The organism is Lonsdalea britannica (assembly GCF_003515985.1).
GTDB lineage: Bacteria > Pseudomonadota > Gammaproteobacteria > Enterobacterales > Enterobacteriaceae > Lonsdalea > Lonsdalea britannica.
Window position 1 is genome coordinate 3,804,250 of record NZ_CP023009.1, and the last position, 14,714, is coordinate 3,818,963.

Consider the following 14,714-nt stretch of genomic DNA (forward strand, 5'->3'; position numbering starts at 1 on the left):
ACGTTCCCTTTCCGCGTTTTCTCCTCCCCGTTATCCATTCGATTTAACGATATTGCTTGTCCGAGGCTTTTTTTAGGGTTTTAAATAGGACCAAGCGCCATAGGGCGAAGTGATTCACCGAAAAGAACGGAACTGGCGCAATCATGCGTCAGTGCTGCTTCAACGGCTTTTGTGAGGAACTCATGAAATTCAAATCTGATGCGTCGCCCGCCGCTGCGGACAACAAGACCAAGACCTACGAGCTGGATCGCTTCGATGTGACCATTCTGCGGCTGCTGCAAGCCGACTCGTCCATCTCCAACGTGGCGCTGGCCGAGAACGTGAATCTCAGTCCCCCCGCCACCCTGCGGCGCGTGGAACGGCTGAAACAGTTGGGACTGATTAAAGGTTATGTCGCACTGCTCGACCCTGAGGCGTTGAATGCGGGCATGGTCGTCATCATCGGCGTCGTGCTGGACAGGTCGACCCCCGGCGCGTTCAAGGATTTCGAAACCTCGGTGCAACAGATCAGCGGCTGCATGGAGTGCCATGTAGTGACCGGCGAGTTCGACTATATGCTGATGATCCGCACCAAGGACAATCAGAGTTTTAACCGTCTGCACGCCGAACAGCTTTTGTTCCTGCCGGGCGTCCGTCAGATTCGATCGTTCATCGGCCTGCGCGAAGTGTTGTCCACTACTCAGCTACCGTTCTAAATATGCGTTTGGCAAACGCCCTACTCCCCCTCCCGCGCGACCCGGCATAGAAAAGCCCGCTTATTGCGGGCTGATATCGTTGCGCCAATGGATCGCTTCATCTTCAGCCGTTGCGGAAGATATAGCTGTAGGCGCTCAGCGCCGGCGCGCCGCCCAGATGGGCATATAGCACTTTGGAACCTTTCGGAAATTCGCCGCGGCGAACTTTATCGATCATCCCCTGCATCGATTTGCCTTCGTACACCGGGTCAGTCAATACGCCTTCTAAGCGACCGCACAGGCGGATCGCCTCCAGCGTGCCTTCATTGGGCAGACCGTATTCCGGGCCGCCGTAGCGGGTATCCAGCACCACATCGTCTTCGGTAATCGGCTGACCCAGTTCGACCAGATCGGCCGTCTGCTGCGCGATACGCAGGATCTGCGCCTTGGTCTGCTCCGGCTTGGCGGAGGCGTCGATCCCGATAACGTTGCGCGCGCGGCCGTCGGCGGCAAAGCCTACCACCATCCCCGCCTGCGTACTCCCGGTGACCGAGCACACGACGATATAATCAAATTTGAATCCCAGCTCTTTTTCCTGCTGACGGACTTCTTCTGCGAAGCCGACAAAACCGAGGCCGCCGTAAGGATGTTCAGAACAACCGGCAGGGATCGGGAACGGTTTACCGCCGTTCTGCGCCGCCTCGTCCATCGCATCTTTCCAGCTTTGACGGATGCCGATATCGAATCCCGCGGCATCCAGACGTACATCCGCCCCCATAATGCGCGACAGCTCGATATTCCCCACGCGGTCATAGACGGCGTCGGCGTAATTCACCCAGTTTTCCTGCACCAGAATGCATTTCATCCCCAGATGCGCAGCGACCGCGGCCACCTGGCGCGTCTGGTTCGACTGAATACCGCCGATGGACACCAGCGTGTCGCAGCCCTGCTCCAGCGCTTCAGGGATTAGATACTCCAGCTTACGCGTTTTATTACCGCCGAAGGCCAAACCGCTATTGCAATCTTCGCGTTTGGCATAGATTTCAACGTCGCCGCCCAGGTACTCGCTGAGTCGTTTCATCGGCGTAATCGGTGACGGACCAAAAGTTAACGGATAACGCGGGAATTTTTCTAAATTCATCATCAGGCTCCGGCAGATAAAGAGGGAAATAGCAGTCACGGGTGGGTCACGATGCCACGAAAAACAGGCTTACCCTTGGGTCAGATATTACCCGAATGCGGAGTGATTAAAATTGCAAAGAAATGGGATTTTTTTATAAAAAATTTTACAAATAACGCCAATTAATCCAAAAAAGACCCGACAAATGACATCCAAAAGAAATAAAATTCACAGGTAATTTTTTGGCCGCAATTCCCGGAGTCCTCCCGCTGCGCCTGTGGGGTTTATTGGGGGAGGACGCCCTCTCTGAATCCACTAACGCGCGGAGATCGCGTACTCCCGGCGGATCAGCGCATCCTGCTCGGTCAGCTCCTGCTTCAGAAAATCGCAGAAGGCGTTCAGCGCCGCCGTGCGCGGTTTGGCGACATCCGTCTGAATCTGCATGGTCCGCTGACTGAACGGTTCGCCGTCAATGGCACGCATCTGCAATCCATCTCGCCGCGCGCGATACAGCACTGAAAAATGACTGCAAATCGCAACCGCATCCGGCGTATTCAGCACGAAGTCATAGAGGGTGGAGAAGTGATTGCAGGTCAGTATCGGGTCGATGAAGACGCCGTTCATGCGGCAGGAGAGATCAAACAGCTGGCGAATGGTAGCCGCCTGATCCGGCAGCGCGACCGGATAGCCGTTCAGGTCGGCCAACTTGAGTCCCTCGCGCGCCAGCGGATGCGTGTCCTGCATAATCACCAGCACCGGCGCGGGATACGAGGCGACGATTTCAACGCCGTGCTCCAGCGACAGGCTGAACTTTAGCGCCACATCGCATTCGCCGTTGCGCACCAAGTCCGGTACCTGCCGCGTGGAGCCCACCGTCAGCACGAAGTTGATCGAAGGGTGCGTCAGACGAAATTTCGCCAGCAGCGTCGGCATCAAATTAAAGGCGATACCGTCGGTGCACACGACCCGGAGGGTGGTTTGCCGAACCGATTTCAGCCCCTCGATTTCGGCGACCGCCAGCTCCATGTCCGCCATACTGCGCCGCACGTGATGCTCCAGAATTTGGCCTGCCGCGTTCAGCACCATGCCGCGAGGATGGCGCTCGAACAGCGGCGCGCCCAACCGCTGTTCCAACTGCTGGATCTGGCGGCTGATGGCGGAAACCGCGACGAACAGCTGTTGGCTGGCGGCGCTCAGCGAACCGGTGCTCGCCACGGCCATAAAGTAACGGATTTCGTTGTTGTGCATCGCTCGCTCCGTTGATTTCGACGATTGGCCAAAGTGTACGACAATTTTTGCCCTCAGCGGATCGCGCCCGCTCCGGCGTATGCCCGGAGCAGGCGCGAACAATCCTCAAGGCAATGAACAGCCTTTGAATTAGACGATGTTTGACGGACTCGCCGCCTGCTGGCGTGAGTGCAGCCGATCCGCGCCTTGTTCGGCCAAGTCCCAAAACAGCCCGGTCATGATCCGCAGCGCCTCCAGCGTCATGTCCGCCAGAATGTGCTCGTTGGGCGCATGCTGCGAACAGGCCGGATAGGAGTGCGGCACCCACAGCGTCGGCAGACCGAGCGTTTCCGAAAAACAGGCGTTCGGCAGTCCGCCGCCGAAGTTAGGCAAGATGGCGGGCGCTTTGCCGGAGGTTCGTGCGATCGAGGCCGCGCCCCACGCCACCCACAGATCGTTCGGATCGAGCCGCGTGGCCTGATAGCAGCTCACGGCATTGACGATCTCCACGTCCGCAAACCCATTGGCGTCCAGATGCTGCCGCAGATGCTGCGCGAAGTGCTCCACATCGCTGCCTACCACATAGCGCATATGGCAATGCGCCGAGGCGGACGGCGGGATCGCATGCGCTGGTTTGTCGGGGTTGCCGGTGACATACGCCAGTACGTCCAGCGTATTCCAGCCATACACTTTCTCTGCCGAAGTCAGACCCGGCTCGCCCCACAGAGGGTCGACCTCGGGATCGGTCGGGCCGCCACCCAGATCGATATCCGCCAGAATCCGACGCAGGCTGTCCGACACCGCCGGAGGACGCAGCCCCGGCACCAGAATCCGTCCGCGCGCATCGACCAGACAGGCGATGGCGTGCGCCAGACGGATGCCCGGATTGCTCAACAGGCCGCCCCAGTTGCCGGAGTGGTGCCCCCCCTCTCGCGGCGTCAGCTTTAGCTCGAAGTTGAACACACCGCGCGATCCCAGAAACAGCGTGGGGCGGCCGGCGGAGATACGCGGGCCGTCAGAGGCAATGAACAGATCGGCCGCCAGCCAGTCGCGGTACTGCGCGCAGACGTCGTTCAGCCCCGGCGATCCGGCCTCTTCCCCCATCTCCAGAATCAGCTTGATGTTGTAGCCCAGTCGGTCGTCACGGCCCTTCAACACCTGCTCCAACGCCGCCAGATTAATGGTGTGCTGACCCTTGTTATCCGCCGTGCCGCGACCGTACCAGCGGTTACCGTCCTGCACCAGACGCCACGGCGACAACCCGCTGCGCCACTGATCGTCATAGCCTCGCACCACGTCGCCGTGACCGTAGGTCAGCACCGTCAAGGGCGCATCCACTTCCATCCGCCGCGCCAGCAGAAAGGGACTTTTTCCCGCGATCGGGTTGTCCACAATTCGGCAGTCGAAGCCGATAGCCTGTAAACGCGGCACCATCTCTTCCGTCAGATAGGCCATCAACACCCCCCCGGTTCCCTCGTCCTGACTCTCCGTCCGATAGGCTACCCGGCGCGCCAGCGTCTCGCTGAATGCGCCGCTGTCGAAGTACTCTTCCGCTGCTCGGATCGTGTCTTCACGCGTCATAATCTGTCCGTCCTCTCTTTCGATGATAATAATTCGGCACGCAGCGGCCCGGAGAGCAAGGCCCCGGCCCGGCTCCCAGACGGTCGCGCGTCGTGTCGTTGGCCTTATTCGCCGAACTGGCTGATATCCGGAATGTCCAATCCCGGCTCCGGCGTCAGCACCGACGCCAGCAGCGTTTTGGTATAGGGGTGCTGCGGCGAACGGAAGATCTGTTCACGCGTTCCCTGTTCCACAATCGTGCCTTTTTGCATCACGGCCACATGGTCGACCAGATGCTCCACGACAGACAGGTTGTGGCTGATGAACAGGTAGGTCAGCCCGAACTCCTGCTTTAACGACAGCAGTAAATTAAGGATTTGCGCCTGCACCGAAACGTCCAACGCGGAAGTCGGCTCGTCGCAGATCAGAATGGCGGGTCGCATGATCAGCGCACGGGCGATCGCCACGCGCTGGCGCTGACCGCCGGACAGCTGACCGGGATATTGTTGATGTGTCCGGGCAGGCATTCCCACGACGTCCAGCATCTCTTTCACCCGCGTCCGGCGCTCTTCCGGCGTCCCGATGTTGTGCAGCCGCAGCGCCACCTCCACGATATCCGCCACCGTGCGGCGCGGATTCAGCGACGAATACGGGTCCTGAAAGATCGGCTGGATGCGCGACGCCAAGGCTTTCCGATTGCTCGCATCGATTTCGCGCCCTTCGATCAACACGTTGCCGGAGGTCGGCGGCAACAGTCCCAGCAGCATCTTCGCCAACGTGCTTTTGCCGCAGCCCGACTCGCCCACCAGCCCCAGCGTTTCTCCCCGCCGGATGCGCAGCGAGACGTCGTTCACGGCACGAATTTCTCCGGGTTTGGCGAACAGGCCGCGATTCAGGCGAAAAACCCGGCTCAGCACGCACAGTTCCAGCGCCAGATCCTCGTTGCCGGGAATATGCGGCGGCGATGGCGCGCGCAGCCCTTCCCCTGCTTGCCTCGTCATATCGCCTCCACGGTTTTTTCGGCCTGAACGCACCGCACCGCATGCCCGTCGGTCACATCGATATAGGGAATGTCCCGGCGGCAGGCGTCGGTACAGCGCGAACAGCGATTAAAGAAGGCGCACCCCTGCTGCGGCCCAACCAGACTCGGCACCACGCCGGGAATAGCGCGAAGCGGCTGCCCCGGCATCGTCTTCCCTTGCACCGGAATACAGTCGAGCAACCCGCGCGTATAAGGGTGCTGCGGTTGATGGAACAGCGGCATCACGGGCGCGGTTTCGACGATCTGCCCGGCATACATCACCGACACGCGATCGGCGATGCGGGCCACCACGCCCAGATCGTGGGTAATGAAGATCACTGCGGTGCCGAACTCCTGTTGCAGCTCGCGCAGCATTCGCAGAATTTGCGCCTGAATGGTGACGTCCAGCGCCGTGGTGGGTTCATCCGCGATGATTAGCTCCGGCTCGCACATCAGCGCCATCGCGATCATGATGCGCTGGCGCAGGCCGCCGGACAGCTGATGGGGATACTGATTCAGCCGGTCCGCCGCCATCGGAATCCCCACGCGCTCCATCAGCCATACCGCGCGGTCTCGCGCCGTCGACATCGAGACCTTACGGTGCGCCAGCAGCGTTTCACACAGTTGGTTGCCAAGCGTGAAAGAGGGATTGAGCGACGTCATCGGCTCCTGAAAAATCATCGCCATCTCGTCGCCCCGCATCGCGGCCCGCTGCCGGGACGTCATCGTTTGCAGATCGTGACCTTTGAAGCGCATATGGTCCGCCGTGCGAATGGCTTTGCGCGGCAGCAGATCCATCAGCGCCAGCGACGTCATGGATTTGCCGCAGCCCGACTCACCGACCAGACACAGCATCTCGCCCCGTCGCACGGAGAAGTCGATGCCGCGCACCGCATGCAACATACCGCGCGGCGTCGGTAAATCGACCCGCAGGTTCTTCACATCCAGCAAAATGTCATCATTCATCGCCGACTCCTTAACCCCGTCCGTCCAGCGCGGTGATGTCGCGCAGACCATCCCCGACCAGATTGATGCCCAGAACCAGTACCGCCAGCATGACGCCCGGTATCAGGATGACCCACGGCTGAAAGAACATGTACGCCTTGCCTTCGGCGACCATCAGCCCCCACGACGGCATCGGCGGCTGTACGCCCAGCCCCAGAAACGACAGCGTGGCCTCCAGCAGAATGGCGTGGGCGATCTCCAACGTCGCGACCACCGTCAGCGGACCCAGCAGGTTAGGCAGGATCTCGCGCAGCATGATGAACAGCGACGACGCGCCCAGCGTTTTCGCCGCCGCCACAAATTCCGCCTCCCGCAGCTGGCGCGTCACCGAGCGGGAGACAATCAGGAAACGGTCCCACAGCAGCAGTCCCAGCAACATGATCACGACTTTGACGGAGCCGCCCACCATCGACGCCATCGCCAGCGCCACCAGGATCACCGGCATGGAGAGCCGCACGGTCAGGATATAGCTGACCACCGCATCGACACGTCCGCCGAAATAGCCCGCCGTCACGCCCAGCGTGATCCCAATCAAACCGGCGACAAACACGGACACCAACCCAATCAGCAGCGACACCTGCGCGCCGTACAACAGGCGACTCAGATAATCACGCCCCAGTTTGTCGGTGCCGAGCAGATGGTCCCAACCGCCCCTGTCATGCCAGACCGGCGGGATCAAACGCTGACTGATGTCCTGTGCATAGGGATCGTGCGGGCTGATCAGCGGCGCCAGCAGCGCGGCCACGATGATGATGGCGAGGATAACGACGCCCATCGCCATACTGTGATGGCCCATGATCCGCCGCAGCCAACGCCGTGCCGGGCCCGGTTCGGGCAGCAGGGCCGCCTCGGACGGCGTCGACGCGACAACGGCGGAGGAAAGCGGTGAGGATGGTTTCATGACAGCTCCTTATTGCGTCCGCAGTCGGGGGTCCAGCGCGGCATTCAGCACGTCCGCCAGAAAGCTCAATACGATGTAAAACACGGCGATAATCAGCACGATGGCCTGTACCACCGGGAAGTCGTTACGCGAGATAGAGTCCCAGGCCAGCTGGCCCAGCCCCTGCAACGCGAACACGGATTCGATCACCACGGAGCCGCCCAGCATGAAACCCAGCTCCACCGTCGCCAGCGCCACTACCGGGATGATGGCGTTGCGCAGGCCATGCTTGACGATCACCCGAAACGCACTGAGTCCTTTGGCCCGAGCGGTGCGGATATAGTCTGCGCCCAGCACGTCCAGCATGCCGGAACGCGTCAGGCGCATCAGCGACGGCATGGCGTAGTAGCCCAGCGCGACGGCGGGCAGGACGAAGTTTTGCCAGCTGCTGTTGCCCGCCACCGGCAGCCATTTCAGCCCGACGGCGAACAGCAGAATCAGGATCAGCGCAAACCAGAAGTTAGGCATCGCCTGCCCGATGACGGCGATGAACATGGAGCCTCGGTCCACCCAGGTATCGCGAAAAACCGCCGCCAGTACGCCCAGCGGGATCGCCACCACCAGCGCCAACAGCAGCGAGACGCCGCCAAGCTTCAGGGTGATCGGCATGCGCTGACCCACCAGTTCCATCACCGTATTTTCGAAATAGAACGAGCGGCCGAAATCCAGATGCAGCGCCGCCCACATCCACTGACCAAACTGCGCCAGTAACGGTTGGTCCAGCCCATACTGTCGTCGAATTCCCTCAATGACCTCGGCGGAGGCGTCTGGACCCGCAATAGCGGCCGCCAGATCGCCCGAAAGGTGCAGTAGCGAAAAGCTGACGACGGCCACCGTAAACAACACGGCCAGGGCCACCAGCAGCCGTCGCAAAATATAGATAAGCATCAGTCACTCCTCCTGCGGGCCGGTCGCCGGAAGGGGTCGCGCTCCTTCCGGCGGGTTTGACCTCTTATTTCCAGCTGGCCATGGCGAAGCGCGGCAGCTCGTCCGGCCAATCATCGAAATTCAGATCGGAGGTAAAGGCATAATTCGTGGAGTAGGAGAACATCGGCGCCAGATAGGCCTGCGACGAAATTCGCCCCAGCGCATCGGCGTACAGGGCGCTGCGCTGTTTGGGGTCGAGCGTTTCATCCGCTTTCGACAGCATGGCTGTGACCTCGCTGTCCTTCCAGATATCATCGCCTTTGCCGCCGAAATACGGTGTGGTGAACGCCGCGGCGTCGTTGATGGAGAACGATCCCCAGGTGCGGATCGCCATCGGCGCTTTACCGGAGATCAGATCCGCCGCCAGCACGGTGTACTGGACGTAGTGAAGACGCGCGCGGATGCCGACTTTGCGCAGATCGCCGATGATCGCCTCGGCGTAGTCACGCTCGCGGTAGGCCCATATATCGGTGTCGAAACCGTTGGGATAACCGGCTTCCGCCAGCAGCTGCTTCGCCTTCTCCGGGTTGTAGTCGTATTTAATAACCTTGCTGGTATCGCAGGCGGTTTGGGTGCGGAAGCAGGCGGAATAGACTGGCTGACTGCCGCCGCGCACCAGATTGTTGACGATGCCTTCCCGATTGATGGCGTAGTTCACCGCCTGACGCACGCGCAGATCCTTGAACGGTTCGCCGCCCGGTCCGCTGGCGTGGGTGTTCAGTGCCATAAAGCCAATACGCATGGTTTCGCCGCTTTTCACCGTGAGGTTCGGCATGGTTTCCAGCGAGGTGATCTGATCGGCGGGCACGCGCCAGATCCAGTCCACCTGACCGGTCATCAGCTGCGCCAACCGGGTTTCCGGGTCGCGAATAACAACAAATTGCAACTTGCCGATTTTCGGTTGACCCTGCGGGCTATCCGCAAAGTAGCGGGCATTCTTTTCCATGCTCACCCCCTGAGCCGGGGTGACTTTGGTGATTTTGTAGGGGCCGGTGCCGATAGGCGCTTTGCTGAAGCCAGCCAGTTTCACCTTCTGGTAATAGGCTGACGGGTAGATAGGCGTCGGGCCGGAGAGATATTCCAGCGCAGCGGGGAACGGTTTTTTCAGCTTTAGCCGGACGGTGTAGTCATCCACCTTTTCGGTGGTTTCGATCCAGTCCACGCTTTGCGGCATGACGGATGACGTCCCCGGACCGGCGATGTGGTTAAAGGTATAGGCCACGTCTTCCGCCGTGAACGGATCGCCGTTATGGAAAGTGATCCCTTTACGCAGATGAATCAGCAGGGCGGTGGGCGATTCCCAGGTCCAGCTGGAGGCCAGTTCGGGTTTATATTCGCCGGTTTTGGGATCGCGATAAATCAGGGTATCCCAGACCAGATGGGCCAGAATCACGCCTTCACGAAGGTTGTTATGATAAGGGCTGACGTTTTCCACCTCGTTGTCGGAGGCATAAACCAACGTGTCATTCTGTTTTCCTGCATAGCTGGATGCCGCGCAGCCGAGGAGGAGTGCAGACAAAACACCGCGTTTGATCTGTCTTGTCAGTGAACAAGCCATAGGATTCTCCATTCGAGACACTTCATGAAAGAATTAAATCGCCACAATCTCACCTACGTTCCGACAGGAAGTTGCAAGAGTGGAGCCAATCCCGGCGGCTTAACCTTACTGATTTTAGATATAAGCTTTCTAATAATGAGAAACCGCTTTGCCCGAGCTGCTTTAGCCGCAAACCACAGGTCATTACGGTGGAATAGGTTTTATTGATAGGAGGGTATTCTGGGAATCGGCATTAAGCAGCGGTGCAACAGCATGATCGACGCGCACCTTTTTAAGGCACATGGGCACCATCCACGGATAACCGCACGCGCGTCAGTGACGCAAACCAGAATACGGGCTTTGCTGCCTCCTATTTTTATCAAATACCACGGGGAGTGATCACCGCTCATGCGCGCTTATTTTTTACGTCTAAGAATGAAGCGGAAGATAATATCGAGATGGAACCGCAGCTAATACTACAGAGATAAACCATATATAGAGACCTTCAGAAAAAAATGAACACACGCTAATAATGATTACGATGGAATAAATCCGTTAATGGCAGATTGGGTAAAACAGGATGACGATGAAGGATCATGTCAAATAACATCCATGGCAATACAGAATCTCGCCGGAGAGGCTAAATAGATATTTCACGTACTGAAGTTCAGCGCACATGAACGCTCCTTCCAACACGTTTAAAAATATGTCGTCTCGTTGCGGTTATTTTTAGCGAGAAGTGACGAAGTCCCCTCAGGATTGATAATGGCCGTCTTTCGAACCTGCCTGCTGGCGGACGGCATGGCTCAATCCTTCGCGCAATGACGTCATTGTTCGTCTGGAGTAATACCAGAACGCTCGGAGCTAAACCGCGAAAAAAACAAATCAATCCATTGATTTTTATCAACTAAATAATCAATTTCGCATGATGGGGTACGTTTAAAAGCAATCTCACATTCCGCCCGTAGCTACGGCACTTATCGCTTTTGCTAATCGACAATCAATATTATTAATTGGCCTAATGAGCTGCCAAACCGGATGATAGCGACATCGAATTATCCCTATTTTAAATAGGGTGCCGAATAGATATGTTTTCCGCCAACCCATTATTCATTTGTCGGAAACCAGCGGAATACGTCTTCAAACAGGAAATAAGCATGTTTTCTATTTGGTAGTGATTACGTTACAGGCGATTTATTAGGTACACCTGGTTATCACCCCGTCGCGCGTTAATTATTTTTCCATTATCCAACCAGAGCGAATTCAAGATTATGTCTACGACCGTATTTATGACCGGATTGATGACCAGCGCCGGATTATTAATGTCTATCGGCGCACAGAATTCATTCGTATTGCGTCAGGGCGTGCGTCGGGAACATGTCTTTTTAGTCTGCACCCTCTGCTTCATATTCGACATTATATTCATGAGCGCGGGCGTGTTTGGCGTCAGCGAGTTGCTCAGTTCCTATCCGTTGGCGCTGAAATTGCTGACGCTGGCGGGCGTGCTGTTTTTGATTCACTACGGCTTCGGCGCGCTTCGCAGCGCCTGGCGCGGCAACCAGAGTCTGCGCCTTGGCGCGACCGGCAATGCCGGTGCCAGCCGTCGTTCGGCCGTGACCGCCTGTCTGGCGGTCAGTCTTCTTAATCCTTCCGTGTATCTGGATACCATCGCCATCATCGGCGGCATATCGTCCGGGCTGAGCCAGGAGCACAAGACGTTTTATCTATTTGGCGCGCTGCTGGCGTCGGGGATCTGGTTTTACGCCATTGGCTACCTCTCCTCCGCCTGCGCGCGGCTGTTTAACAAGAGCAGCACCTGGCGCGTATTGGACAGCGTTATCGGCGTGTACATGCTGTTTATCGCCTGGCAGCTGCTACGTCTTCTGTTATCTCCAGCGGCGTAACACCCCACGCCGCCTCAGGTCCCCGCAGCCGTTTTAACGGGCGATGCGGGCAGCCAACGACTCGACGCGACGAATCGCCTCCCGCAGCATCGTGTCCGTCACCGCAAACGGCATCGCGTCCATATCCGACGTGTTGACGGCAGCCAGCACTATGGCCTGCAATTCGTCATCGGTCAGACCGGGGCTGATATCCGCCAGCGTCAGCGGCACGGCGCAGGCGTGCGCCAGCGACAAGGCATCCAGCAGTTCTTCGTCGCTGCGTGACTCCAAAGCCAGCAGGCACAAATTGCCGAACCCCACCAGCAGGCCGTGGCCGAAGTCGCGAGTCTTGTCACAGACGGTAAAGCCTTCAAATAAGGCATGGGCCGCGGCGGCATGCGCGCCGCTGGCCATGATCGAGGTCAGCCCGGCGAACAAGAATATCGCATCCAGCACCTGATCCAGCGCCGCGTTGGCGCGCCCTTCCGCCACCGCGCGACAGGCTTCGGCGCCATAACGTTCGATCAGTTGGAAACAGATCGCGCTGTGGGCGCGGGAAGAGGCGGCCAGACCGCTGTGATTGTGCCCGGTATCGATGGCCCGGAACTCATACCACTTCGCGAGCGTATCTCCCAACCCTGCGGCGAGCCAACGCAGCGGCGCCTGGGCTAACAGCGTGCTGTCGATGATGACCGCATTCGGCGCGGACGGCAGATGACGCACATCGACAAAATGCCCGTCCTCTTCGTAGATAACGGACAGCGGCGTGACCGCCGCGCAGGTGCCGGCGATGGTCGGCAGCGTCACGATGGGGATCCCCGCCTGATGCGCCACCAGCTTACCGGTGTCCAGCGACTTCCCGCCGCCCACGGACAGCAAAACGTCGCTGTCGGTTTCCGCCACGCAGGCGCACAGTCGTTCGACCTGCTTGACGCTACAATGCCCGCCGAACCACTCGACGGCGCTTAACGTGAGGCCCGCCTGCGCCAGCTGAGCGCGGATCTTGTCTTCCGTCGCCGCCAATGCCTGATGACCGCCGACGACCAGTACGCGCGTGCCCAACCCGGCGCAGATGTCCCCCAGCTCACGGCTAGCGTCCGCCCCGCGCACGATATTCGCGGGGAAAATAACCTGTTGTGTCATGTGTTTTCCTGCCTATTTTTAGCGTAAACCATGAGTTGCGTCAGACACCTTGCAGACGCTCTCCCTGCGGCGTTACTGACGACCTCACTCCACGTTAGCACCTGCGGCGATGAAATGCGTTCACTCCGTCGGACATCAGGCACCGTGACATCACGACGCGGCAGCATGACTTCCACTCGCTCGTCGCCACCGCGTTTTTCCCTGCTATCCGGCACAGGTCAATGGTTCTGTCGAGGCCGGTGACGGACGGAAACGATTGAGCGTCAGCAATTAATGTCGATACAACGCCTGACAGCACGCGCCGCTTCTGACAAAATACGCGCCATCCCCCGTTTGTGAAAAGATGGATTTTCTGTAGATGGTTGCGAAACTTATTGATGGTAAAACGATTGCGCAGCAGGTAAAGAGCGACGTTGCTGCACGTGTCCAAGAGCGTCTGGCCGCCGGTAAGCGAGCGCCGGGTCTGGCGGTTATCCTGGTAGGGGACGATCCTGCTTCTCAGATTTATGTCGGCAGCAAGCGCCGGGTCTGTGAGGAAGTCGGTTTTATTTCCCGCTCTTACGATCTGCCCTCCACCACCTCCGAAAGCGAGCTGCTGGCGCTGATTGACCGACTGAATGCCGATGAGACCATCGACGGTATTCTGGTGCAGCTACCGCTGCCGCAGGGCATCGACAACACCAGCGTCATTGAACGCATCGCGCCCGACAAAGACGTGGATGGCTTCCACCCTTACAACGTCGGCCGCCTCTGCCAGCGTGCGCCGCTGCTGCGTTCCTGCACGCCACGTGGGATCATCACGCTGCTGGAGCAGTACAACATCGACATGTTCGGCCTGAATGCCGTTGTCATCGGCGCGTCAAACATTGTTGGTCGGCCGATGAGTCTGGAACTGCTGCTGGCCGGTTGCACCACTACCGTGACGCACCGTTTCACGAAGAATTTGCGTCAGCACGTTGAGAACGCCGATTTGCTGGTCGTTGCCGTCGGCAAACCGGGCTTTATTCCGGGCGACTGGATCAAACCCGGCGCGGTCGTCATTGATGTCGGCATTAATCGACTGGACGACGGTAAAGTGGTCGGCGATATCGATTTTGCCGGCGCGAGCGAACGCGCGTCCTTCATTACGCCGGTCCCCGGCGGCGTCGGTCCAATGACCGTTGCTACCCTGATTCAAAATACCTTGCAGGCCTGCGAGGAATATCACGACACACCCGCAAAGGCATAACAGACATTATGGAAATTTTTCACCTGAACCAACATCCGCACGTTGAACTGTGCGACCTGCTGAAACTCCTGGGCTGGAGCGACAGCGGGGCTTCCGCCAAGCAGCTCATCGCCAACGGCGACGTGAGCGTCAACGACCAGATTGAAACGCGTAAGCGCTGCAAAATCGTCGCCGGTCAGGTCGTGCGTTTCGCAGACCAGGCGGTCACCGTTCAGGCGTAACTCGCCCGACTGAGATCGCCGCGGCATCGCGTATTTCCCCCACATCCCCCTTGCGGAGATGTGGGCTCCTCTCCTCTTCCCCTCTCACTGTCACATTATCCTTCTGCCATGACGCGCCATTGCAATGCGCCTATCCTCGCCTGCGTGCGAGATATCCAGGATTCGGGTTCAGGAAGGAAGAAAGTCAACATCGGGGAGAATCAATGAAAACAGGCCGGGAGCGAATCA

13 protein-coding genes are annotated in these 14,714 nt (G+C 58.7%); 4 read left to right on the top strand and 9 right to left on the bottom strand.

The window, feature by feature from the left end; all coding sequences use genetic code 11:
• Nucleotides 1-182 precede the first annotated feature (182 nt).
• Entirely contained in the window at nt 183-695 is a 513-nt protein-coding gene (locus CKQ53_RS17390) for an Lrp/AsnC family transcriptional regulator (protein WP_094117476.1), read from the top strand.
• Between the two features lie 103 nt (nt 696-798).
• On the opposite strand, the gene CKQ53_RS17395 is transcribed toward CKQ53_RS17390, so the two are convergent.
• The 8 genes from CKQ53_RS17395 to CKQ53_RS17430 form a co-directional block, all read right to left on the bottom strand.
• A complete protein-coding gene (locus tag CKQ53_RS17395) occupies nt 799-1,815 on the bottom strand; it encodes a 1-aminocyclopropane-1-carboxylate deaminase (RefSeq protein WP_094117365.1) in 1,017 nt (338 codons plus the stop codon).
• A gap of 294 nt (nt 1,816-2,109) precedes the next feature.
• Nucleotides 2,110-3,042, bottom strand: a complete 933-nt coding sequence (locus CKQ53_RS17400) for a LysR family transcriptional regulator (RefSeq protein ID WP_094117364.1) — start codon at nt 3,040-3,042, stop codon at nt 2,110-2,112.
• A gap of 129 nt (nt 3,043-3,171) precedes the next feature.
• Complete coding sequence (locus tag CKQ53_RS17405; RefSeq protein ID WP_094117363.1) at nt 3,172-4,602, bottom strand: M20 family metallopeptidase; 1,431 nt, start codon at nt 4,600-4,602, stop codon at nt 3,172-3,174.
• Nucleotides 4,603-4,706: 104 nt separating this feature from the next.
• Entirely contained in the window at nt 4,707-5,582 is an 876-nt protein-coding gene (locus CKQ53_RS17410) for an ATP-binding cassette domain-containing protein (protein ID WP_094117362.1), read from the bottom strand.
• A complete protein-coding gene (locus CKQ53_RS17415) occupies nt 5,579-6,568 on the bottom strand; it encodes an ABC transporter ATP-binding protein (RefSeq protein WP_094117361.1) in 990 nt (329 codons plus the stop codon). Before CKQ53_RS17415 ends, CKQ53_RS17410 begins: the two co-directional genes overlap by 4 nt.
• Before the next feature lie 10 nt (nt 6,569-6,578).
• The gene (locus CKQ53_RS17420) at nt 6,579-7,508 is read right to left on the bottom strand and encodes an ABC transporter permease (protein WP_094117360.1); all 930 of its coding nucleotides are present in this window, start codon (nt 7,506-7,508) and stop codon (nt 6,579-6,581) included.
• A 9-nt stretch (nt 7,509-7,517) separates the two neighbouring features.
• A complete protein-coding gene (locus tag CKQ53_RS17425) occupies nt 7,518-8,435 on the bottom strand; it encodes an ABC transporter permease (protein WP_085652774.1) in 918 nt (305 codons plus the stop codon).
• Nucleotides 8,436-8,499: 64 nt separating this feature from the next.
• Nucleotides 8,500-10,032 carry an ABC transporter substrate-binding protein gene (locus CKQ53_RS17430; protein ID WP_094117359.1) on the bottom strand — a complete coding sequence of 511 codons (1,533 nt, stop codon included), beginning with the start codon at nt 10,030-10,032 and terminating at the stop codon, nt 8,500-8,502.
• A gap of 1,250 nt (nt 10,033-11,282) precedes the next feature.
• Here CKQ53_RS17430 and CKQ53_RS17435 point away from each other — a divergent pair.
• Nucleotides 11,283-11,915: a LysE/ArgO family amino acid transporter gene (locus CKQ53_RS17435; protein ID WP_094117358.1), complete on the top strand. Its 633-nt coding sequence runs from the start codon at nt 11,283-11,285 to the stop codon at nt 11,913-11,915.
• A 33-nt stretch (nt 11,916-11,948) separates the two neighbouring features.
• On the opposite strand, the gene CKQ53_RS17440 is transcribed toward CKQ53_RS17435, so the two are convergent.
• A complete protein-coding gene (locus tag CKQ53_RS17440; RefSeq protein ID WP_094117357.1) occupies nt 11,949-13,037 on the bottom strand; it encodes an iron-containing alcohol dehydrogenase family protein in 1,089 nt (362 codons plus the stop codon).
• A gap of 358 nt (nt 13,038-13,395) precedes the next feature.
• On the opposite strand from CKQ53_RS17440, the gene folD reads away from it, so the two are divergent.
• The gene (gene folD / locus CKQ53_RS17445) at nt 13,396-14,265 is read left to right on the top strand and encodes a bifunctional methylenetetrahydrofolate dehydrogenase/methenyltetrahydrofolate cyclohydrolase FolD (RefSeq protein WP_094117356.1); all 870 of its coding nucleotides are present in this window, start codon (nt 13,396-13,398) and stop codon (nt 14,263-14,265) included.
• An 8-nt stretch (nt 14,266-14,273) separates the two neighbouring features.
• On the top strand, nt 14,274-14,486 hold the full coding sequence (gene ybcJ, locus CKQ53_RS17450) for a ribosome-associated protein YbcJ (protein ID WP_085652769.1): 213 nt from the start codon (nt 14,274-14,276) through the stop codon (nt 14,484-14,486).
• Nucleotides 14,487-14,714: the final 228 nt, after the last annotated feature.